Source organism: Mesorhizobium sp. B2-5-3 (assembly GCF_006441005.1).
GTDB lineage: Bacteria > Pseudomonadota > Alphaproteobacteria > Rhizobiales > Rhizobiaceae > Mesorhizobium.
In genome coordinates this window covers 164,686-185,552 of record NZ_VFUS01000010.1, presented here as the reverse complement: position 1 = coordinate 185,552, position 20,867 = coordinate 164,686, and the positions used below count along the sequence as shown (strand labels likewise).

Sequence of the window (20,867 nt, the reverse complement as noted above, 5' to 3'; positions counted from 1 at the left end):
CATCGACAACCCGTTCGGCACGAGGTTGTCACCCATGTCTTAGGTACATTCTGTTACCTATGTCTTCGGGCCGTACACCTTGCGCGCTTGGCTGGGGCGCCAGGATTCGAACCTGGGAATGTCGGTACCAAAAACCGATGCCTTACCACTTGGCGACGCCCCAGCAGCTGACATGCGTCGACTGCGCGCGGCCTTATAGGCTGTGCCGGTGGAAAGCTCAATGCCTGGAGATTGCGACTTTCCTGCTGATCCACCACTCTATTGGCGACGGTCGCCTCATGCGCCGGTCGCGCCGCCTATTCTCCCCACACCGCCATCTCGTTTCCAGCCGGGTCGGCAAAGTGGAACCGCCTGCCGCCCGGAAACGAAAAGATCGGTTTGATGATCGTGCCGCCGGCATTCTCGACGGCTGCCAGCGTCTCTTCCAGATCCTGGGAGTAGAGCACCGGCAACGGCTTGGCGGTGGCGTCGCCGCTGTCGGCCTGGAAACCGCCGTCCAGTCCCTCGCTAAAGGCCGAATAAGTCGGTCCATAGTCGGTGAACGACCAGGCGAAGGCGGCGCTGTAGAAGGCTTTCACACTGTCCAGCGTCGCGCCGGTTGCCGGCAGTTCCAGATAGTCGAGTTTTCCGGTGAGCTTCATGATGCACCTCTTCGTTCCCTGTATGTTCTAGTCTTGGACCGTTGCACTGGCAAGTCCTTTTGCCGCAGCTTTTGCTTAATCGATTGTAGCGGCCAAACGGCTTTGCCGACGCCTTGCCTTTCGCATTGCAGCATCATATCCGTCCAAAGTCGGGATATGGCGGGGCTTTCTGTTTCGTCAATCTTTCCAATCTCCTGCAACCGGAGAGCAAAGCATGACCAAGTGGGTTTTCACCTTTGGCGATGGTGCGGCCGAAGGCCGGGCTGGCGACAAGAATCTGTTGGGCGGCAAGGGTGCCAATCTGGCCGAGATGTGTAGCCTTGGCCTGCCGGTGCCGCCGGGCTTCACCATCACGTCGGAGGTCTGCAACGCCTACTATGCTAACGGCCGCGCCTATCCGGCAGGGCTTGAAGCGGACGTCGCCGTGGCGCTGGACCATATCGGCCGGCTCACCGGCCGCCGTTTCGGCGATCCGTCGAAACTGCTGCTTGTGTCGGTGCGCTCCGGCGCCCGCGCCTCGATGCCTGGCATGATGGATACCGTGCTCAATCTCGGCCTCAACGACGAAACCGTCGAGGCACTGGCCGCCGATTCCGGCGATGCGCGCTTTGCCTATGACAGCTACCGGCGCTTCATCCAGATGTATTCCGATGTCGTCATGGGGCTCGACCACGAGGTGTTCGAGGAGATCCTCGAGGATCAGAAGGCCAGCCTCGGCCATGAACTCGACACGGAACTGACGGCTATCGAGTGGCAAGGCGTCATCGCGCTCTACAAGGCCAAGGTCGAAGAGGAGCTCGGCAGGCCGTTCCCGCAGGATCCGCACGAACAGCTCTGGGGGGCGATCGGTGCCGTGTTCTCGAGTTGGATGAACAACCGCGCCATCACCTACAGGCGCCTGCACGATATTCCCGAAAGCTGGGGCACGGCGGTCAACGTCCAGGCCATGGTGTTCGGCAACATGGGCGAGACCTCGGCCACCGGCGTCGCCTTCACCCGCAATCCCTCGACCGGCGAGAAGCAGCTCTATGGCGAGTTCCTGGTGAATGCGCAGGGCGAGGACGTCGTCGCCGGTATCCGCACGCCGCAGAACATCACCGAGGCGGCCCGCATCGCCGCCGGCTCCGACAAACCGTCATTGCAGAAACTGATGCCGGACGCCTTCCAGTCCTTCGTCACCATCTCCGACAGACTGGAAAAGCATTACCGCGACATGCAGGACCTCGAATTCACCATCGAGCGCGGCAAATTGTGGATGTTGCAGACGAGGTCCGGCAAGCGCACCGCCAAGGCGGCGCTCAGGATCGCCGTCGAGATGGCCAGGGACGGCTTGATCTCGAAAGAGGAAGCGGTCGCCCGCATCGATCCCGCCTCGCTCGACCAGCTCCTGCACCCCACCATCGATCCGAAGGCCGCACGCGACGTCATCGGTGTCGGCCTGCCGGCGTCTCCAGGCGCCGCTACCGGCGAGATCGTCTTTTCCTCCGCGGACGCCGAGGATATCAAGGCGCAAGGGCGCAAGGCTATTCTGGTGCGTGTGGAGACCAGCCCCGAGGACATCCACGGCATGCATGCGGCGGAAGGCATCCTGACCACGCGCGGCGGCATGACCAGCCATGCTGCCGTCGTGGCGCGCGGCATGGGCAAGCCGTGCGTTTCGGGCGCCGGTTCGCTGCGCGTCGACTATAAGGCAGCTACGCTGATGTCGATGGGGCAGACCTTCCGCAAGGGCGACATCATCACCATCGACGGCGGCAACGGGCAGGTGCTCAAGGGCGCCGTAGCGATGCTCCAGCCCGAGCTTTCCGGCGATTTCGCCGCCATCATGGAATGGGCGGATGCGGTGCGGCGCATGAAGGTGCGCACCAACGCCGAAACCCCGCTCGATGCGCGCATGGCGCGCTCCTTCGGTGCCGAAGGCATCGGCTTGTGCCGCACCGAACACATGTTCTTCGATGGCGCCCGCATTATCGCCATGCGCGAGATGATCCTGGCCGACACCGAAAAGGACCGGCGCGCCGCGCTCGCCAAGCTGCTGCCGATGCAGCGAGCGGATTTCCTGGAGCTGTTCGAGATCATGGCCGGCCTGCCGGTGACCATCCGCCTGCTCGATCCGCCGTTGCACGAATTCCTGCCCAAGACCGAGGCCGAGATAGCCGAAGTCGCGGCGGCGATGAATGTTGCGCCGGACAAGCTCAGGCAGCGCACCGAGGCGCTGCACGAATTCAACCCGATGCTCGGCCATCGCGGCTGCCGGCTTGCGGTGTCCTATCCCGAGATCGCCGAGATGCAGGCGCGCGCCATTTTCGAAGCCGCCGTCGAGGCTGGCCGCAAGGCCGGCGCGCTGGTGGTACCCGAGATCATGGTGCCGCTGGTCGGGCTTGTGAAGGAACTCGACTATGTCAAGGCGCGCATCGATGCGGTGGCCAAGAGCGTCATGGACGAAAGCGGCGTCAAGATCGACTACCTGACCGGAACCATGATCGAGCTCCCCCGCGCGGCGATCCGCGCCCATGTCATCGCTGAATCGGCCGAGTTCTTCTCTTTCGGCACCAACGACCTGACCCAGACGACATTCGGCATCTCGCGCGACGACGCGGCCTCGTTCCTGGAAACCTATCGCCAGAAAGGCATCATCGAACAGGATCCGTTCGTATCGCTGGACATCCATGGCGTCGGCGAACTGGTGCGCATGGCCGCCGAGAAGGGCAGGGCGGCGCGGCCAGGGATCAAGCTCGGCATTTGTGGTGAGCATGGCGGCGATCCGGCCTCCATCCGCTTCTGCGAGGAGGTCGGACTGGACTATGTGTCCTGTTCGCCCTACCGCGTGCCGATCGCCAGGTTGGCGGCCGCGCAGGCGGCCGTTCAGGTGGCAAAGGCGGGCCGCGGCTGAGCGCCTGCCGCCGATCGGAACGAGGAACTGCCGCAAGACGGTCAGATTGTCGCGTCTGGTGCTTTTCTGCTATCCAGCTCCGATTTTCGCCTTCATGCGGGTCTTGGGATGCCTCCGTGAAACGCCCGATTGGAATTGGATTTGATGCGCCTGCTGCAAAAAAATCTCTGCATTGTCGCCATGTCTTTGGCCGTCGTGTCCAGCGGCCATGCCGCATCGCTGGTCGAACCCATCCTGCACATCAAGCCGGATGCAGGCGGAACCGGGCGCATTGCCTTGACCCTCGACGCCTGCGGCGGACGGACCGACAACCGCATCCTCTCGGCGCTGGTGGAAAACAGGATACCTGCGACCATCTTCGTCACCGGCATCTGGCTGAAGCGGAACGCCGCCGCCGTCGAGATCATGCGGGCACATCCCGACCTGTTCGAACTGGAAAACCATGGCGGCCATCACATACCGGCCGTCGACACGCCGCAGAAGATCTATGGCATACGCAGCGCCGGCAGTCCGGAAGCGGTTCTGGCCGAGGTCGAGTTGGGCGCCGTCGCCTTGGCCGGGACTGGCGAGCCGGCGCCGAAATGGTTTCGGGGCGCGACCGCGGAGTATAGTCCGTCGGCGATCGCCATGATCCGCAAGCTGGGCTTCAAGATCGCCGGCTTCTCGATCAATGGCGATGGCGGGTCGCTGCTCGGCGCCAGGGAAACCACAAGGCGCATAGGAGCGGCCAAGGACGGCGACGTCATCATCGCCCATATCAACCAGCCGACCCATGCCGCCGGGGAGGGCGTCGTGCAGGGCCTGCTGGCGCTCAAGCAGAAGGGTCTGACCTTCGTGCGGCTCGACGATGCCGAAGGCTTCGGCAATAACGGTACCACCGACTGACCGGCAGGTCCGGCCTCCTCGTTGGTCCGTTCAGCCTGGCTTGGCTTCGATGCTGACCTTGCTTGCGTAGAACGCGCCGTGGTTGCGGATTTCAGCCATTTCGTCGAAAGGCTGCTCATATGCCCACATCGCATCCTTGCCCGCCTCGCCGGCAGGCAGCACGCTCCAGTAGCTCGCGTCGCCCTTGTAGGGACAATGTGTCGAGGATCGCGTGCCGCTCAGCTTGCTGAAATCGATGTCTGCGAACGGGATGTAAAAGGCGGCCGGGTAGGGCGCTTCCGTCAGCACCTTGGCGTTCGTCGAGGAGGCGATAACAGTGTCGCCTGCACGCACGGTGAGGGTGCCCTTATACGGTTCGACGGTGATGACCTTATCGGGATTGCGCTGGAAGCCGGGTGCCGGGTTGGCGATCTTGTCCATGCTGTTTCTCCTCGTCTCAACTTTAAGTGTGTCGACGAGGTGGTTTGCGCAAGGGCGACTGTCGCCGGCAATCCGCAATCGATCTCCAGCCGTGTGCGCTGCCGACGGCATTTTTAGCGATGACCTTGTCCGGCGAGGCTCAGGCCGCGGTTCTGAACGCGTCCATCAGGCCGGCATAGGCGGCCGCGATACCGGCCACGGGATTGCTGCTCCTGGATGCGGTCTCGACCTTCAAGTGGCCGCCGCCGGTCGGCAAGGTTAGCAGCAGGAATTGACGACTGCCGCCATCGCCCACGGATGCCGCGGCGACGTGCTCGCCTTCCCCTTCGTTCTGGACGCACATCTTGAACAGCAGCGTGCCGCCCACCGCTTCGAGCGCACCGCCGACAACTTCAACAAATTCATCTTCGGAAACAGTCTTTGTGTCCGGCACCAGATCGCCCAGGCTTTCGGCAAGCGTGCTTTCCAGTGCCTTATCGTCGAGCTGCGTGTCCATGCGAACCTCTTTCAGTCGCCAATCGCACCCCTTTGCCCATTAACGAAACTTAATGCCGACGATGGCCGGATTGTGGCGGATTCTCCTCTCGGTCGAGTAATTTAGACTTCTCTGATATAATGGATTTCAAGGCCGCCGGTCCTATGACATGAGCGCCAGGCATTCGGACCTCCAAGAAAAGACACGACTCGATCGCTTGCCTGCGCGACCGGCATTCGGATTTCGTTCGCCACCGGCGGTGGCTGGACAATCCACCGGTTCGCTTCACAATGGCAACAAAAGCGAGGAGCGTAAGGGAGGAACGAATGCTGGGGCTGATGCAGGAATGGCCGCTTCTTTGCCATAAGCTTATCGACAACGCAGAGCGGCAGCATGGCGCGCGAGAGATCGTATCGCGCTCGATCGAAGGTCCGATCGTGCGCACAACCTACGCCAGCATCCACCGTCGCGCCCTGAAGGTCTCCCAGCGCCTGGAGCGTGACGGCTATCGGCTGGGCGACCGCATTGCGACGCTGGCCTGGAACACGGCGCGCCACATCGAGGCCTGGTATGGCATCATGGGCATCGGCGCGATCTATCACACGCTCAACCCGCGGCTGTTTCCCGAGCAGATCGTCTGGATCATGAACCATGCCGAAGACAAGGCGGTCTTTGTCGACCTGACTTTCCTCCCTTTGCTCGAGAAGATCGCCGGCGCGGTCAAGTCCCTGAAACAGGTGATCGTGCTGACCGACAGGGCGCATCTGCCGCAGACCACGCTGCCCAACGTCGTCGCCTACGAAGAATGGCTCGACGAGGCCGATGGCGATTTCGCCTGGAAGAGCTTCGACGAAGGCACCGCCGCCGGCATGTGCTATACGTCTGGAACCACTGGCGATCCAAAGGGCGTCGTCTACAGTCACCGCTCGAATGTCCTGCACGCCATGATCGCCGCCATGCCCGACGCGATGGGCCTGTCTTCGCGCGACACGATCCTGCCGGTGGTTCCGATGTTCCACGCCAATGCCTGGGGCCTTGGCCAGAGCGCACCGATGATCGGCGCCAAGCTTGTCATGCCGGGCTGCAAGATGGACGGCGCCTCCATCTATGAATTGCTCGACACTGAGAAAGTAACCTTCAGTGCCGCCGTGCCGACCGTGTGGATGATGCTGCTGCAATATCTGGAGGAGACCGACAGGAAGCTGCCCTACCTGAACAAGGTCGTCATCGGCGGCTCGTCATGCCCACGGATCATCACCAAGAAATTCCAGGACAATTATGATGTCCAGGTCGTCCACGCTTGGGGTATGACCGAAATGTCGCCGCTCGGCACACTGTGTACGCTGAAGCCGGACTATGAAAGCCTTCAGGGTGACGCCCGGCTCGATGTCCAGGGCAAGCAGGGTTACCCGCCCTTCGGCGTCGAGATGAAGGTGACGGACGACGACGGCAACGCGCTGCCTTGGGACGGCAAGACATTCGGGCGGCTGAAGGTGCGCGGCCCCGCGGTGGCCAGCGCCTACTACGGCGGCGCCGGCTCGGAGCAGTTCGACGAGGACGGCTGGTTCGATACCGGGGATGTCGCCCACATCGACGCTGGCGGCTATATGCAGATCACCGATCGCGCCAAGGACGTCATCAAGTCCGGCGGCGAATGGATTTCGACCATCGACCTGGAGAATCTGGCCGTCGGCCATCCCGATGTCGCCGAGGCAGCCGCCATTGGCGTCCCTCATTCGAAATGGGGCGAGCGGCCTTTGCTGGTGGTTGTCCGCAAGCCGGGGAAGGAACCGACCAAAACCGATATCCTTGGTTTTCTCGACGGTAAGGTGGCCAAATGGTGGATGCCCGACGACGTCGCTTTCGTCGGCGAAATTCCGCACACCGCCACCGGCAAGATCCAGAAGATCACCTTGCGCCAGCAATTCAGCGACTATCGCTTGCCGACGGATTGACGGGATATTGCGTGTCTCGGCCTGATGCGGTCGTAAAAGGACAGTGCAGCGACGTGCACCTTTCCGGCAGGGCACGATAGCATTTCCAACTGGCGCACGATCCTCCTCGAAAATCGATTCCGATTTTGGTGGCCATGCGCTAAGTCTTCTTCGGCTTGGGATGACGCAGAGAAACATGGTCAGCATTTCGGAACGGCAAACGTCGAAGGCTGCCGGATGGTCGCGGCGCACCGCTGCTTTTTCGGCGGTGCTTTTGCTGACCGTGTTCGTCGGCCATTATTTCAACCTCGTTGAAACGCCGGTGTTCCTGTGGGTGTTGGCTATCGTCGCGCTGTTGGCGGCGCTGGCGCTGCTGTTCGCCGGATTTGCCTTCTCGAGGGTGTGGAATTTTGGCGACTATGGCGGCCGCGACATCACGGTCGGCGTCTTGCTGGCAGTGCTGGTGCTGACCCCCTATGGCATCGCCGCCTATTGGGCGACAATCTTTCCGCCGCTCAGGGATATTTCGACCGATTTCGACGAACCGCCGGCACTCGACGTCACCGGTCGCACGAAGGACATGAACGTGCTCTCGCCGCCGACGCCCGGCGAGCAGCGGTTGCAGACCGACAGCTATCCGCTTGTCACCGCGCGCAGCTACGACCTGCCGTTCGAGACCGTCGTCACTGCCGTTGAAACCGTGCTCGACCGCCGCAATTGGGATCTTACCGGACCCTATCCCGAACTCGCCGGGCAAAGCGACGTGACGATTACCGCTGTCGCCAGGAGCTTCGTGTTGGGCCTCCCCGCAGACGTGGCAATTCGCATCACGGACGACGGGGATACGGTTCTCGTCGACATGCGGTCGGCTTCCCGCTACGGCCGCTACGACTTCGGCGACAACGCTGCGCGCATCACCGACTTTCTGGCGGAGTTGGACCAGGAAGTCGCCGGCCAGGTCGGCGCGGCTCCGGCCGAATAGATGCTCGGGCCTAAGGGGCTGGCCTAAAAATGCCGTCTATGGCCGGCGCGGCGTCTGTCGCGACCAGGCCGCGCGCCACCAGATCCTCCAGATGGGCAAGCACCGACAACCCGGCGGCGCCATGCAGCCGCGGGTCGGTATCCCTGTAGATCGCCTTGACCATGTCTGCGATCGTGCGGTCGCCCGCGCGGATCCGCTCCAATATGGCCCGTTCGCGCATTTTGCGATGGGTCTTCAATCCGCGCATGAAGCCTCGCGGTGCCGTCACCGGCCCGCCGTGGCCGGGCAGCAGCAGGCGGTCACCGCGTTCGATCAGCCGGTCCAGCGAGGCCATGTAGTCCGCCATCGCCCCGTCCGGCGGCGCGACGATGGAGGTCGCCCACGCCATGACGTGGTCGGCCGAAAACAGGATGCCGGTGCCCTCCAGCGCGAATGCCGCGTGGTTGGCGGTATGGCCGGGGGTCAGGACCGTGCGGATTGCCCAGCCGTCGCCGGCGACCAGCGCGCCGTCCGGCAGCGCGAGATCGGGAACGAAAGCGGTATCGGCGCTGGCATCGAGCGCGTTGATCTCGCCAATATGCAATGGCCTTGCCGGCCGGTGCGGCCCTTCCGCCATCACCTGGGCTCCGGTCTCCTGCTTCAGCCGTGCCGCCAGCGGGGAATGGTCGCGATGCGTGTGGCTGACGAAAATGTGGCTGACCGGCCTGCCGGCGATGACGTCGAGCAAGGTGCGAAGGTGAGCGTCGTCATCCGGCCCCGGATCGATCACTGCCAGCGTATCGCGTCCGACGATGTAGCTGTTGGTGCCGTGAAAGGTGAAGGGACTTGGATTTCGGGCCGTGACGCGCTGCACGTCGGGCGCGACGCTGACGCCCCCGCCGTAGCAGGGATCGAAGCTGGTATCGAATTCGAGGGCCATGGCGGTGTCGATGCCTGTTGCGGGAATGGCAAAACCGATTGCCGCATAGCACGCAAGCCAATATAGGGAAAACGCAAGACCGCGATCATCGGATGGCGGCACTCGGATGGGGAAGACCATGGCAACTGCAACGACGATGCGCCCGCTTGTTTCTCTGGCTCTGCCGCAAGATGGCGCGGCGCGGCTGGCAACGCAGTTCTTCCTGGCGATAGCCGGGACATTGCTCCTGACCCTGTCGGCCAAGACCAAGGTGGTTCTGGGGCCCGTCGATATTTCGATGCAGACGCTCGCCGTCCTGCTGATCGGGGCCGCTTTCGGCCTGCGGCTCGGCGTCGCCACCCTGCTGCTCTATATGGCCGAGGGCGCGATGGGCTTCCCGGTCTTCCAGAGCACGCCGGAAAAGGGAATCGGCATTGCCTACATGCTCGGCTCGACCGGCGGCTATCTCGCCGGCTTCGTGGTCATGGCGGCGATCGCCGGCTGGGCCGCCGATCGCGGCTGGGATCGCCATCCGATCAAGCTTTTCAACGCGATGCTGGTTGCCGAGTTCGTCATGATGGCCATGGGCTTTGCCTGGCTGGCGATGCTCATCGGTCCGGAAAAATCCTGGCAGTTCGGCGTCGTGCCGTTCATCGTCGGTGATCTGATCAAGGTTGCTCTGGCCGCAAGCCTGGTGCCCGCCGTCTGGTCGCTGCTGAAGCGCTCCTGAATTTAAACGAGGTTCCGGGGAAGTACCTGGTCATTGGTCCGGGTCGGACAGATGTGACTGGCAGGTCGTGCCCAAGCAGTCAGCCAGTCACCAGTGATACGAACATCCATTTACCTTCATGCGTCCAGACATTCTCGACGGCCGGCAGTAAGCCTATCTATTAGCGATAGCTTTTGAACCGCATTCAGCGATGCGATTGATCAAAAATCCTGCCGGTTGCTACAGTGTAAATAGATACTTGCTGGTATCGTTACAGTGTCGTAGCTCTTGATCTTCGACTGAGTCGAACAGCCAGTAGCGAGAGGCCCGATTCCGCTTTGCGAATGAACGGCCAAGCCAAGCGCATTATTGCAATGGCAATCGCCGACATGGCAGCTTCGAGGGGGGAAGAAGTTGAATGTCGCAACATCAACTCTTGTCGGAAGCCGGCACTTCCTGTTCAAAATTCGCTTTCAACTTATTGGCGGACTGACGTTCGCGATCGTCGCGCCGGCCCTCATCCGGATCGCCTTCAAACCCGATGCGGTCTACGTCGCCAATCTCCAGGTAACCGTCGCTGCCGCGGTCATTGCGCATGTAGCAGGCTTCCTTGCCTATCGGCGTATCGGGAATTTCCCCGGCGTGGCCGCTGCCAGCTACATCCTGCCGACGTTTGTGCTGTCCTACGGGCTTGTTTTCCTGACTATTTTCTTTTTTCGTTTCGAGTACAGCCGGTTTCAGGCGGCTGCCAGCTTCACCCAGTCCACGCTCTGGTATTTTGGCCTGAGCATCATAACGCGGCATCTCGAACCGTACCGGCTGGTCGTCATTCCCGGCGGGAACGTAGAGCGCCTAAGGACACTGCCGGGAGTGCATTGGTTCTGGATCACTTCGCCTGGCACCGTCATCGAACGGGCGAATGGCGTGGTTGTCGATCTGCGGGCCGACCTTGACGCCGAATGGGAACGATACATCGCGGACCGGGCTCTGTCGGGCACGCCGGTCTACCACGTCAAGCAGGTCAGCGAGTCGCTGACCGGCCGCGTCGAGATCGAACACCTGTCGGAAAACACGCTCGGCTCGCTCAATCCGAACCAGGCCTATCTCAAGATCAAGCAGGCAATCGACTGGATCTCCGCGCTTGTCATGGTCGTGGCTCTTTCACCTTTCGTGGTGCTGATCGCGCTGCTGATCCGGCTGGACTCGGAGGGCCCGGTGCTGTTTCGCCAGCCCCGCATTGGCTACAGGGGCCGGATCTACACGGTCTACAAGTTTCGCTCGATGAGGCAGCAAGCCGGCATTGGCAGCGACAAGGACAAGGCGATCACGAAACGTGACGACGATCGCATCACCCGGATAGGGCGTTTTTTACGCAAGTTCAGGATCGACGAGCTGCCGCAGGCCATCAACATCCTGCGCGGCGAAATGAGCTGGATCGGGCCACGGCCCGAGGCTGTCGTCCTGTCGCACTGGTATGAGGCGGAATTGCCGTTCTATCGCTACCGGCACATCGTCAGGCCAGGTGTGAGCGGGTGGGCGCAAGTAAACCAGGGGCATGTCGCGGCGGTCGACGATGTGATGGAGAAATTACACTACGATTTTTACTACATAAAGAACTTCTCGCCTTGGCTTGATGTTCTCATCACCCTCAGAACCATAAAGACGATGATTACCGGCCATGGTGCGCGATAGCGGAGGCCGTGGCTGATTAAGGCTTGCCGGACAGGAAGCAAATGGACCTCGGCTCCAGGAAAATAGCTGTCATCGGGCTTGGCTATGTGGGTTTGCCGCTGGCGGTGGCCCTCGGAGCGATCAGGGACGTCGTCGGCTTCGACATCAGCCAATCGCGTGTGGATGCGCTGAGGCGTGGCGAGGATCACACGCTCGAGGCCAGCAGAGATGAAATCGACGCCGCCACGCGGCTGCGGTTCACCAGCGACAAGGTCGATCTGCGGGATTGCGGAGTTTTCATCGTCACTGTCCCCACTCCGATCGACAGGGCCAACCGGCCGGACCTGAAGCCCCTCGTCATGGCGTCCGCCACGGTCGGCGAGGTGATCTCCCCCGGTGCGGTGGTAATCTTTGAATCGACCGTCTATCCCGGCTGTACGCAAGAGGTGTGTGCGCCGCTGATCGAGAAACATTCCGGTCTGCGCTACAACGAAGACTTCTTCCTGGGCTACAGTCCTGAGCGCATCAACCCCGGCGACCGCGAGCACCGGCTGCAGACGATCGTCAAGGTCACCAGCGGCTCCACGCCGGAGGTGGCGGACGCTATCGACGCGCTCTATGCCTCGATCGTTCCCGCCGGCACGCACCGTGCCTCGAGCATCGCGGTCGCCGAGGCAGCCAAGGTCATCGAGAACACGCAACGCGATCTCAATATCGCCTTGATGAACGAATTGTCGCTGATCTTCGGCAAACTGGGCATCGACACGTCGGAGGTGCTGGAAGCGGCCGGCACCAAATGGAATTTCCTGCGCTTCAGCCCTGGTCTCGTCGGCGGCCACTGCATAGGCGTCGATCCCTATTATCTGACCCACAAGGCTCAAGAACTCGGCTATCATCCCGAGGTGATTCTTGCCGGTCGCCGCATCAACGACGGCATGGGCCGGCATGCAGCGGACCAGACGGCCCGCCTTATGATGCGCAAGGGCATACCTGTCGTTGGCAGCCGGATTCTGGTCATGGGCGCGGCCTTCAAGGAAAACTGTCCGGACTTGAGAAACTCCAAGGTCGCCGACATTGTCGCGCAGCTGAGGCAGTACAATGCCGGCATCGATATCTGGGATCCTTGGGTCGATGCGCAGGAATGCGCGCGCGCCTTTGGCGTAACGAGCTTTAAAGAGATGCCCGCCGCGCGTTACGATGGCGTTGTCGTCGCCGTGGGGCACGGGCAGTTTCACACCCTAGGCGTTGCCGGTCTTCGGGCGCTTTGCAAGGACCCTAGCGTCGTCTACGACATCAAGGGTCTATTCCCCAGGGATGTTACGGACGGGCGGTTCTGATGAAGGTTCTGGTCACCGGCGCTGCCGGCTTCATAGGCTATCACGTCGCCAGGCGGCTGCTCGAACGTGGCGACGAGGTCGTCGGCATAGACAGCATCAACGACTACTATGATCCGCAGATCAAGCAGGCGCGGCTGCGGCTTCTGGCCGAAGCAAGCCGCAACACCAATGCGGGCTACCATTTCATCCACGGTAATCTCGCAGAGCGAAACGTGGTGGACGGCTGCTTTGCCGATCACGCCTTCGACAGGGTGATCCATCTCGCCGCCCAGGCCGGCGTCCGCTACAGCCTTGAAAACCCGCACGCCTATGTCGAGAGCAACATTATCGCCTACGCCAACATGCTGGAGGCCTGCCGCAACAGCCGTGTCGGCCACCTGACCTATGCCAGCACGTCGAGCGTCTATGGCGCCAATACCGACATGCCGTTTTCCGAGCATCGCCCGGCGGATCATCCGCTGCAGTTCTACGCCGCAACCAAGCGCGCCAACGAGCTGATGGCGCACAGCTACAGCCACCTGTTCGGGCTGCCGACCACGGGCTTGCGTTTCTTCACAGTGTACGGCCCTTGGGGACGTCCCGACATGGCGCTGTTCCTGTTCACCAGGAACATCCTGGCCGGCGAGCCGATCAAGCTGTTCAACAACGGCAATCATACACGCGACTTCACCTATGTCGAAGATATCGCCGAAGGCGTGATCCGCACCAGCGACAGCCCCGCCGCGGCTAACCCCGCCTGGGATTCCGGTCATCCGGATCCTGCGACGAGCAGCGCGCCTTGGCGCATTTTCAACATCGGCAACAACAACCCGGTGAAGCTGACCGCCTATGTCGAGGCGCTTGAAAACGCGCTTGGCCGCAAGGCCATCGTGGAGCTCTTGCCGCTGCAGGCCGGCGACGTGCCTGACACTTTCGCCGATACTTCGGCGCTGCAGGCGGCGGTCGGCTATCGTCCCGGCACGTCCGTGACGGAGGGCGTCGGGCGGTTCGTCGAATGGTACCAGGCCTATTTTGAGCGGAGGTAGGGGGAGGTCACGTCTTGTCCACGAAATCGATGACGGGATAGCGTCTTTGCTGCGGGGTTTTGTTCGCACGAACGTGGCGGTCTCAGAGTGTCTGGACCGAGCCTTGCCGCTACGGCTGCGCGTGGATGGCAACCACGCCTTTGCTGCGGAAATCGCACCGGTGCTCTTTACACCTAACGCACTGGTCTATGATCTGGGCGGAGGAGCAAGGCCGCTTGTAAGCCTAGCCGAGAAGCGTCGTCTGGGGCTGGTTGTCGTCGGAGTGGACCGCGATGCCAAGGAACTGTCGAAGGCTCCGGGCGAGATCTATGACGAGCGGATCGAGGCGGACCTTACTTCGTTCAGGGGGAAGGGAGATGCCGATCTGGTCATATGCCAGGCCACTCTGGAGCACGTCCGCGACGGCGAAGGCGCATTTCGCGGCATTGCCAGCTGCGTAAGGCCGGGCGGCACGGTCGCCATTTTCTCGCCTTCACGCAACGCCGTTTTCGCCAGGCTCAATCGGGTCTTGCCCGAGGCGATCAAGCGTCGCCTGCTGTTTGCGGTCTATCCGGACAAGGGCAGGGGGCACGACGGCTTCCCAGCCTTCTATGACAGATGCCTGCCGAGCGAGGTGGAAAGGATCGCAGCGCAAAATGGCCTGGAGCTTGTCCAGCGTCATCTGTTCTGGAGGAGTTCATACTTCTATGCTTTCGTGCCGGCCTTCCTTGTCTGGCGCCTCTGGCTAGGTCTCTCGGCTCTTCTCATCGGGAAGGATGCGGCTGAAACCTACGCCTATGTCTTTCGGCGAAGACATTGATCACCCGAAGATATTCTCCGCTTTCGTGGACCCGAGTGCGACGGCTGTCTCCCCGGTATCCGGGTGGAGCATCGCTCATCGCGCACGGTCAGGCGCAAGCAAAAAAGCTTTCGCCGTGACCGGCCAGGAAAGGTGGCGAACCGAGTGACGTGCACGCGCCAAGACAAGAGATCACCAGGCAGCCCAGACGCTCGGATTGCTATCTTCATTCCCTCTCTTCGTGCTGGCGGCACCGAGCGGGCAATGCTCACCCTGGCCAGCGAATTTGGCCGGCGCGGCTTGCCGATCGATCTGGTGCTTGGGTGTGCGACGGGCGAGTATCTCGCTTTGGTTCCGAAGACGATAAGGATACAGGACCTCCGAGCCTCGCGGTTGCTGTTTTCCGTATTGGCTTTGATCCGGTATTTGAGGCGGGAGCAGCCGCGAGTGATGCTGACGGCGTTACCCCATGCAAATATCGTTGGCATCGTCTCGTCCATGCTCTCGCTGCGCTGGACACCGATCGTGATATCGGAAAGGAGCAATCTTTCCAGGACCGTCGCCGATACGAAGCTGGTTCGTGAGAAGTTCCTGCCATTCCTCATGCGGCTGACCTATGGTCGTGCCGACACGATCATCACTGTATCGCATGGCGTCGCGGAAGACCTGATCCAGAGCATCGGGGTCCACCGGAGTTCCGTCAAAACGATCTACAATCCGCTGGACATCAAACATGTTGAAGAGCAGGCGGATGAGCCGCTCGATCACCCCTTCGCGGTCGAGGATGGCAGGGTCTTGCTGGTGGCCGTTGGGCGGCTTGATTTCGCAAAAGACCATGCCACGCTCATAAGCAGCTTCGCGCGGATTGCGACGAAGAGGCCCGTCAAATTGGCCATTGTCGGGGAAGGACCGCTGCGGGGATCGCTTCAAACCCTGATCGACGAACTCGAGCTGAATTCTTCGGTCGCTCTGGTCGGCTTTTCGAAGAATCCGTATCCGTGGATGCGGCGGGCAGCGTTGTTTCTTCAATCCTCCCGCAGGGAGGGATTTCCAAACACGATCATCGAAGCAATGGCTTGCGGGACCAACGTGGTGAGCACCAACTGCGAAAGCGGTCCGGCCGAGATTCTGGAGGACGGCAAGTGGGGGCGTCTCGCCGCGGTCGGAGATGCCCAGGGTTTTGCGGCAGAAGTGATGGTCGCCCTTGATGAAGCTGATCCTCCGGACGTCAGGCGTCGGGCGCGGGATTTTAGTGTCGAAAAGGTGGCCGACGCCTACCTGCTCGCGATGGGTGTCGATCCCACCAACGCCGTGGGGAAGGAGCGGTCGTATTAAGATCCTGCACGTCATCACCGGACTTGAGAACGGCGGCGCCGAGGCAGCGCTATACCGCCTGTGCACGGCCGAGCGCAGCCATTCCCATTTTGTCGTCTCGCTTTCGGGTGACGGAAAATATGGCCCGTTGCTTCGCGCGGCCAAAATACCGCTCGCCTGCCTGGCGATGCCAAAGGGAAGGTTGAGTCTCAAGGGGCTCGCCTCGCTCAGGCGCGTGTTCTCGACCTATCGGCCGGACGTGGTTCAGTGCTGGATGTATCACGCCAACCTCGTCGGAGGCGTCCTGGCGCGGCTTGGCGGCATCAGCCCGGTTCTTTGGGGGATGCACAATTGCGGACTGGATCCGCGGGCGGCCTCCTTTACGACCAGGACAGTGGACAGGATATGCGCTCTCATATCCGGTATCATCCCGGCTCGGATTGTCAGTTGCTCGCAAAACGCGTCGCAGCGCCACATCCATGCAGGATATTCGAGCTCGAACTGGACGATCATACCGAATGGCTACGATCTGGCCGTGTTCGAGCCGGACGACCGGGCGCGCGCGCGGCTCCGTCGGGATTGGTCGATAGGTGATGGCCAGTTCGTTATCGGAAACGTCGCTCGCTGGCATCCCGACAAGGACCACCAGAATCTCTTCGCTGCCCTGTCCAGGCTGTCGATGCACAAGAGCCTTCCCTTCAAATGTGTTCTTGCCGGCCCGGGTATGACGGCTGAAAACACTGCGCTTGCCGTGCTGTTGGAGCGCTATGATGTTCGCCACAAGGTGAAGCTTCTCGGGCCGAGCGACGACATTGCCGGTTTGATGAATGCATTCGACATTCATGTGCTGGCCTCCAGCAGCGAAGCCTTTCCGAACGTGATTGCCGAGGCGATGGCATGCGGCACGCCATGCGTGGCAACGGACGTCGGGGACATCGCGATGCTTGTCGGCAACACGGGATTGATCGTTCCGCCGCGGAACCCTGACGCGTTATCGCGTTCCATCGAGATCATGGCTTCGGAAATTCAGGATACCCGGTCTTGGGCGAGCAGGCGGCAAGCATGTCGCGACCGCATCGCTGCGGATTTCTCGCTTGAGCGGATGGCGCACTCGTATGGCTTGCTGTGGGAGAAATCGTCCCTGGGCCGCTAAGGGGTGAGAACAATTCGAATATTCAGATGGCGATGGAACGAAAGTGAAGCACCTCAAACGAGATTATTTTGTTTCGCCATTTGCGCTCACGCCGCAAATGTTGTTGCTTTTGTCGAGCTTGGTCTACTTTGTGCCATTCGTCACCGGGGGATTTCAGTATGTTGATGTCAGCAGAAGGAAGTATGATTTCATATATCACGCGGGCACTGGATATGCCATTGCGCTTTCTCTTTCTTGCATTGCTGCCGCGATGCTGGTCTTCATGCCAAGGCGTCAAGATTTCGAAGTCGAAGGCGACGTTCGGGGGGAGTCGATCATAATAATTGTGATGCTGGTGGTGTTCGGTGGGATTTCGATAGCAAATCCGGCACTTTTTTCGGCCTCAAAGGCCGATGTTTTGTCATCTACCGGGCGGATCCAGTATGTATTTTACAACAGCTGCATCATCGGCATGGTGTTCGGAGCCCTGTCGGGGTGGAAGAAATCCAGGCTGGTCATCATCTTGAGCTGCCTGGGACTGATGCTTACGCTCTATATCGGGCATCGCTCTTCGGTTGCCATCGCGATTTTAGCTTGTTTGTACATAAGGTACAGGAACATTTCCCTGCTTTTGATCAGGAAAAGATACATAATTGGAGGAATTGGCGCATTCTTTTTTCTTGCAGTGTACAAGGCAGTATATGCAGCAATAAAAGCAGGAAATTTTGAACTTGTAGGTCAGAAAATACAATTCGACCAATTGTCCGATTCCGCTCTCGTGGGGCTGGAGCAGTTCGTGACATTGGCTCACCTGGATCTGGTCGTGAAATATGACTACACCTTGCCGTGCTCGAATCTTTGGCTGGTGCCTCTTTCTCTGTTTCCGTTCTCGGATACGGTCTTTGGCAAGGACGGATGCACCTACAACGAGCAGGTTCAGCCGTTCCTATTTCCGGGTTACAGTGGTGGCGTCGCTGCAAACATCTGGGCGGAGTTCTTTGCCAATTTCGGGTATGCCGGATTTCCGCTGCTCGTTGTCATTCTGTCGCTCGTGTGTGTTGCCGTCGAGGCGATAATCCGCAATGTGCGCAGCGCGACGCTCAAGGCCGGGCTGATCGTGGCCATCGTCCATCTCACATTCTACATCCAGCGCAAGGAGCTGCTTGGCGCCTTCATCTCCGCCAAGCGAGCCGTTCTCGTTGCGCTTTTCATTTTTGGCTTGGTTTATGTGCACCGGAAGTGTTTTCCACCGGCCTCCGCCGAGGTGATGCCGCAGGGGGCGCGGGCCTTGCGCCGAGACAATGGCTGAGGACGTGACGGCGGTCGCCAAGCCTTCCGGATGGATGCGCGCGCGGCGGGTTGCCCGCGACGTTACGTTTACGACGTCCGCAAGCGGAGTGGCCGCGTTGTGCTCCATCCTTGCACTGGCGCTCAACGCACGGTCGCTTGGTCCGGGGAATTTTGGCACACTCGCCGTAATTCAGGCCTATGTGGCGTTCGTTTCCGGCCTATGCACGTTCGAGAGCTGGCAGCTAGTGATCAGGCTGTGCGCGAGGTCGCCTTTGCGTCTGGGACCGGCGGCATCTTGCGGAATTGCCCTCGATGTTTCAGCCGCCCTTCTCGCCACGGTCCTGGCGATAGGCGGGATCTTGCTGTTTGGAGAAGCTGTTGGCGTGTCGCGGGATAATCGCCTTCTGGCGATTATCTACAGCCTCACCTTGTTGGCGAGTCTTTCGGGTACGCCGAAAGGTGTGCTTCGGCTGAACGGCCGGTACCACGTCATTGCCGGCAATCAACTCATGCAAGGGGTTGCCGTGGTGGTTGCCTCTCTCGTCCTTTGGATCCTCGATGCCTCATTGCCGGATTATGTAATCGTGCTGGCAGCGGTCGGCGCATTCTACAACCTGACGCTGTTCGTTCGCATGCTGCTCTATGCCAGGCAGGAGCACATCGAACTGCTCAACCCGCTTCGCTCCCGGTCCAAACGCCGTTTCTTCTGGGCGTTTCTTGCCATGGCCACGGGGACCAGTCTGCTCTCGACGCTTGTGAGCGCCAGGCGGCATCTCGCGTTGTTCCTTGTCGCGGGCCTGCTGGGAGAGGTCGCCGCGGGCTCCTATTCGCTCGCATCGCGCCTGGCGACGATGGTTTCCCGGCTGACCGGTCCCTTGAACCAGGTGATCTTTCCCGAAATCGCGAAACTGTCCAGGCAAGAGCCTCCTTCTCGTCTATACCGCTTGAACGCCCGCATCACCGTGGTTTCGGCATGCGCTGCCACCGGCATGGCAGTCGTGGGGGTGCTGCTGCAAAACCCCATCGTCCTTCTGGCTGGCGGTTCGGCCTACGCCGAAGCTTCGCTGCTCTTTGCCATTTTGTTCGCGGCCGAATGCTTCGGCCTCGTTGGAATGCATCTCAATCCGTTGATCCAGGTCCTGGCCGGCACGAAGCCGCTTTTGAAAATCACGGCGCTGGCGATCGCCGTCTATGTGCCGCTTTGCCTGGCTTTGTCCGGATGGATCGGAATTTCAGGCATCGCCTGGGCCGGCTTGCTCGTATCGGCGGCGGTCTATGCGGCGATGATGGTGGTTTCGCACCTATTGTTGAAAAGGCGGATCCGCCTGGCGGAAGATATCTGAAGGCTAATGTTTTGAGATACTTGTTTTGCCTGCCAAGATACCACACCAATGCGGTACCTTGGGTTCGCATTCTCACTTCGGCGGGGCACCATGTTGCGGTCGACGTAGTCGAAACGAGCGTCACCGAGAATCACGCTCTTGTTTCTCCCAACGTGATGGCTCCATCCGCGCTGTCCCGGATGATCATGCGTCGGCGCTCGAGCAACATTCCGAATTCGCCTTTTTCCTTTCCCGGCGTCTTTTCCTACTGGAAGCGTTTGCAGGCCGAAGACCCCGACGTGGTGATCATCCGCGGAGTGACGCGAAGGTTTTCCAGGGTCGCGGCACTCTGTTCAATCCTGCAAGGGCGCAGGCTGGTCATCTACGACCAGGAGGACGCCACGCCTCGGGCATGGAGTGGCACTTGGATTCGAAGAGCCATCTTTCAGGGGCTGGGCATTCCGCATTTCACCTCGCGGCTCTCACCGAACCCTGGCCCGCTCAGGGTCGGCGATGCCATGTCCCTGCCATTCGGGAGCCCTTTCGAGCCGGCCCGGACTGAAGGCCTGGAAAGCAGGCCATTGCAGTGGCCGCCTCGAATCCTGATGGTGGCAAAATACCGGGAGCGCAAGGGGCACAGTTTGCTTCTGAGGGCGTTGTCCGCGATTTCATCCATGCCCTTCTCCCTGACATTCTGCGGCGAGGAGGCAACGAACGCCGACACGGCTTTCTGTCAGGCCTTGCGGCGCGAGGCTCAGGCGCTTGGCGTGGCGGACAGGCTTCGGTTTCAAAACAACATTGCGCATGACGACATGATCTCGGTCTTCTCCGTTCATGATCTCTTGATACTGCCCTCGCGGGCTGAACCCGCGGCGGTGTCTCCCATCGAGGCGGCCTGGGCGGGATGTGCCGTGCTGATGTCGCGAGACAGCGGCACGAGGTACTACATGCCCGAGGGGGCCGCTTTCGATTTCAACCCCGACGATCCGCAAGACATCGCACGCGCGGTCGCGAGGCTGATCGCTCGGCCACAGGATCTGGGGCCTGCAAGGGACGCCTGCTTCGCCCGCATCTCATCGCTCGCCAGTGACGACGAGATCTTGCGGCTGTTCGAGACCTTTGGGCCGGGCAGGGCACGACTGCATACAAGACGGTGAGCGA

18 protein-coding genes and 1 tRNA gene are annotated in these 20,867 nt (G+C 60.9%); 14 read left to right on the top strand and 5 right to left on the bottom strand.

Going from position 1 to position 20,867, the window contains the following annotated elements; all coding sequences use genetic code 11:
- Nucleotides 1–88: 88 nt before the first annotated feature.
- Together FJ867_RS22690 and FJ867_RS22685 are read right to left on the bottom strand one after the other, a co-directional pair.
- Nucleotides 89–163: transfer RNA gene (locus tag FJ867_RS22690), tRNA-Gln, on the bottom strand.
- Nucleotides 164–296: 133 nt separating this feature from the next.
- A complete protein-coding gene (locus FJ867_RS22685) occupies nucleotides 297–641 on the bottom strand; it encodes a VOC family protein (RefSeq protein ID WP_140494922.1) in 345 nt (114 codons plus the stop codon).
- A 214-nt stretch (nucleotides 642–855) separates the two neighbouring features.
- On the opposite strand from FJ867_RS22685, the gene ppdK reads away from it, so the two are divergent.
- Both ppdK and FJ867_RS22675 read left to right on the top strand, forming a co-directional pair.
- On the top strand, nucleotides 856–3,534 hold the full coding sequence (ppdK, locus tag FJ867_RS22680) for a pyruvate, phosphate dikinase (RefSeq protein ID WP_140818668.1): 2,679 nt from the start codon (nucleotides 856–858) through the stop codon (nucleotides 3,532–3,534).
- Nucleotides 3,535–3,678: 144 nt separating this feature from the next.
- Nucleotides 3,679–4,419: a polysaccharide deacetylase family protein gene (locus tag FJ867_RS22675; RefSeq protein WP_140818666.1), complete on the top strand. Its 741-nt coding sequence runs from the start codon at nucleotides 3,679–3,681 to the stop codon at nucleotides 4,417–4,419.
- A gap of 30 nt (nucleotides 4,420–4,449) precedes the next feature.
- On the opposite strand, the gene FJ867_RS22670 is transcribed toward FJ867_RS22675, so the two are convergent.
- Nucleotides 4,450–4,839: a DUF427 domain-containing protein gene (locus FJ867_RS22670; protein ID WP_140655777.1), complete on the bottom strand. Its 390-nt coding sequence runs from the start codon at nucleotides 4,837–4,839 to the stop codon at nucleotides 4,450–4,452.
- A gap of 139 nt (nucleotides 4,840–4,978) precedes the next feature.
- Nucleotides 4,979–5,335, bottom strand: a complete 357-nt coding sequence (locus FJ867_RS22665; protein WP_140514848.1) for a hypothetical protein — start codon at nucleotides 5,333–5,335, stop codon at nucleotides 4,979–4,981.
- Between the two features lie 305 nt (nucleotides 5,336–5,640).
- Here FJ867_RS22665 and FJ867_RS22660 point away from each other — a divergent pair, with 305 nt between their 5' ends.
- Both FJ867_RS22660 and FJ867_RS22655 read left to right on the top strand, forming a co-directional pair.
- On the top strand, nucleotides 5,641–7,269 hold the full coding sequence (locus tag FJ867_RS22660; protein WP_140559391.1) for a fatty-acid--CoA ligase: 1,629 nt from the start codon (nucleotides 5,641–5,643) through the stop codon (nucleotides 7,267–7,269).
- A gap of 175 nt (nucleotides 7,270–7,444) precedes the next feature.
- Complete coding sequence (locus FJ867_RS22655; protein ID WP_140818664.1) at nucleotides 7,445–8,230, top strand: DUF1499 domain-containing protein; 786 nt, start codon at nucleotides 7,445–7,447, stop codon at nucleotides 8,228–8,230.
- 10 nt (nucleotides 8,231–8,240) lie between these two features.
- Here the strand turns inward: FJ867_RS22655 and FJ867_RS22650 are convergent, their stop codons facing one another.
- Complete coding sequence (locus FJ867_RS22650) at nucleotides 8,241–9,149, bottom strand: MBL fold metallo-hydrolase (protein ID WP_140818662.1); 909 nt, start codon at nucleotides 9,147–9,149, stop codon at nucleotides 8,241–8,243.
- Nucleotides 9,150–9,267: 118 nt separating this feature from the next.
- On the opposite strand from FJ867_RS22650, the gene FJ867_RS22645 reads away from it, so the two are divergent.
- The 10 genes from FJ867_RS22645 to FJ867_RS29130 all read left to right on the top strand — a co-directional run bounded on the left by FJ867_RS22645 (nucleotide 9,268) and on the right by FJ867_RS29130 (nucleotide 20,863).
- The gene (locus FJ867_RS22645) at nucleotides 9,268–9,858 is read left to right on the top strand and encodes a biotin transporter BioY (protein WP_140520792.1); all 591 of its coding nucleotides are present in this window, start codon (nucleotides 9,268–9,270) and stop codon (nucleotides 9,856–9,858) included.
- A 393-nt stretch (nucleotides 9,859–10,251) separates the two neighbouring features.
- On the top strand, nucleotides 10,252–11,529 hold the full coding sequence (locus tag FJ867_RS22640; RefSeq protein WP_181168415.1) for a sugar transferase: 1,278 nt from the start codon (nucleotides 10,252–10,254) through the stop codon (nucleotides 11,527–11,529).
- Between the two features lie 41 nt (nucleotides 11,530–11,570).
- Nucleotides 11,571–12,845, top strand: a complete 1,275-nt coding sequence (locus tag FJ867_RS22635; RefSeq protein WP_140818660.1) for a nucleotide sugar dehydrogenase — start codon at nucleotides 11,571–11,573, stop codon at nucleotides 12,843–12,845.
- A complete protein-coding gene (locus FJ867_RS22630) occupies nucleotides 12,845–13,870 on the top strand; it encodes an NAD-dependent epimerase (protein ID WP_140514855.1) in 1,026 nt (341 codons plus the stop codon). Before FJ867_RS22635 ends, FJ867_RS22630 begins: the two co-directional genes overlap by 1 nt.
- Nucleotides 13,871–13,973: 103 nt before the next feature.
- Nucleotides 13,974–14,669: a methyltransferase domain-containing protein gene (locus FJ867_RS22625; protein ID WP_181168414.1), complete on the top strand. Its 696-nt coding sequence runs from the start codon at nucleotides 13,974–13,976 to the stop codon at nucleotides 14,667–14,669.
- 63 nt (nucleotides 14,670–14,732) lie between these two features.
- Nucleotides 14,733–15,983 carry a glycosyltransferase gene (locus FJ867_RS22620; protein ID WP_348641427.1) on the top strand — a complete coding sequence of 417 codons (1,251 nt, stop codon included), beginning with the start codon at nucleotides 14,733–14,735 and terminating at the stop codon, nucleotides 15,981–15,983.
- Nucleotides 15,865–17,115 (top strand): glycosyltransferase, encoded by a 1,251-nt coding sequence (locus FJ867_RS29135; RefSeq protein WP_246675101.1) that lies wholly within the window; start codon nucleotides 15,865–15,867, stop codon nucleotides 17,113–17,115. Before FJ867_RS22620 ends, FJ867_RS29135 begins: the two co-directional genes overlap by 119 nt.
- 43 nt (nucleotides 17,116–17,158) lie before the next feature.
- Nucleotides 17,159–18,403 carry an oligosaccharide repeat unit polymerase gene (locus tag FJ867_RS22610; RefSeq protein WP_140818655.1) on the top strand — a complete coding sequence of 415 codons (1,245 nt, stop codon included), beginning with the start codon at nucleotides 17,159–17,161 and terminating at the stop codon, nucleotides 18,401–18,403.
- Nucleotides 18,396–19,727: a lipopolysaccharide biosynthesis protein gene (locus FJ867_RS22605; protein WP_140818653.1), complete on the top strand. Its 1,332-nt coding sequence runs from the start codon at nucleotides 18,396–18,398 to the stop codon at nucleotides 19,725–19,727. Before FJ867_RS22610 ends, FJ867_RS22605 begins: the two co-directional genes overlap by 8 nt.
- 155 nt (nucleotides 19,728–19,882) lie before the next feature.
- A complete protein-coding gene (locus tag FJ867_RS29130; RefSeq protein ID WP_348641430.1) occupies nucleotides 19,883–20,863 on the top strand; it encodes a glycosyltransferase family 4 protein in 981 nt (326 codons plus the stop codon).
- Nucleotides 20,864–20,867: the final 4 nt, after the last annotated feature.

Excerpts from the sequence above, each read along its gene's own strand:
- FJ867_RS22685 (WP_140494922.1), bottom strand. The coding sequence starts at position 641 with ATGAAGCTCACCGGAAAACTCGACTATCTGGAACTGCCGGCAACCGGC.
- ppdK (WP_140818668.1), top strand. The coding sequence starts at position 856 with ATGACCAAGTGGGTTTTCACCTTTGGCGATGGTGCGGCCGAAGGCCGG.
- FJ867_RS22675 (WP_140818666.1), top strand. The coding sequence starts at position 3,679 with ATGCGCCTGCTGCAAAAAAATCTCTGCATTGTCGCCATGTCTTTGGCC.
- FJ867_RS22670 (WP_140655777.1), bottom strand. The coding sequence starts at position 4,839 with ATGGACAAGATCGCCAACCCGGCACCCGGCTTCCAGCGCAATCCCGAT.
- FJ867_RS22665 (WP_140514848.1), bottom strand. The coding sequence starts at position 5,335 with ATGGACACGCAGCTCGACGATAAGGCACTGGAAAGCACGCTTGCCGAA.
- FJ867_RS22660 (WP_140559391.1), top strand. The coding sequence starts at position 5,641 with ATGCTGGGGCTGATGCAGGAATGGCCGCTTCTTTGCCATAAGCTTATC.
- FJ867_RS22655 (WP_140818664.1), top strand. The coding sequence starts at position 7,445 with ATGGTCAGCATTTCGGAACGGCAAACGTCGAAGGCTGCCGGATGGTCG.
- FJ867_RS22650 (WP_140818662.1), bottom strand. The coding sequence starts at position 9,149 with ATGGCCCTCGAATTCGATACCAGCTTCGATCCCTGCTACGGCGGGGGC.
- FJ867_RS22645 (WP_140520792.1), top strand. The coding sequence starts at position 9,268 with ATGGCAACTGCAACGACGATGCGCCCGCTTGTTTCTCTGGCTCTGCCG.
- FJ867_RS22635 (WP_140818660.1), top strand. The coding sequence starts at position 11,571 with ATGGACCTCGGCTCCAGGAAAATAGCTGTCATCGGGCTTGGCTATGTG.
- FJ867_RS22630 (WP_140514855.1), top strand. The coding sequence starts at position 12,845 with ATGAAGGTTCTGGTCACCGGCGCTGCCGGCTTCATAGGCTATCACGTC.
- FJ867_RS22605 (WP_140818653.1), top strand. The coding sequence starts at position 18,396 with ATGGCTGAGGACGTGACGGCGGTCGCCAAGCCTTCCGGATGGATGCGC.
- FJ867_RS29130 (WP_348641430.1), top strand. The coding sequence starts at position 19,883 with ATGGCTCCATCCGCGCTGTCCCGGATGATCATGCGTCGGCGCTCGAGC.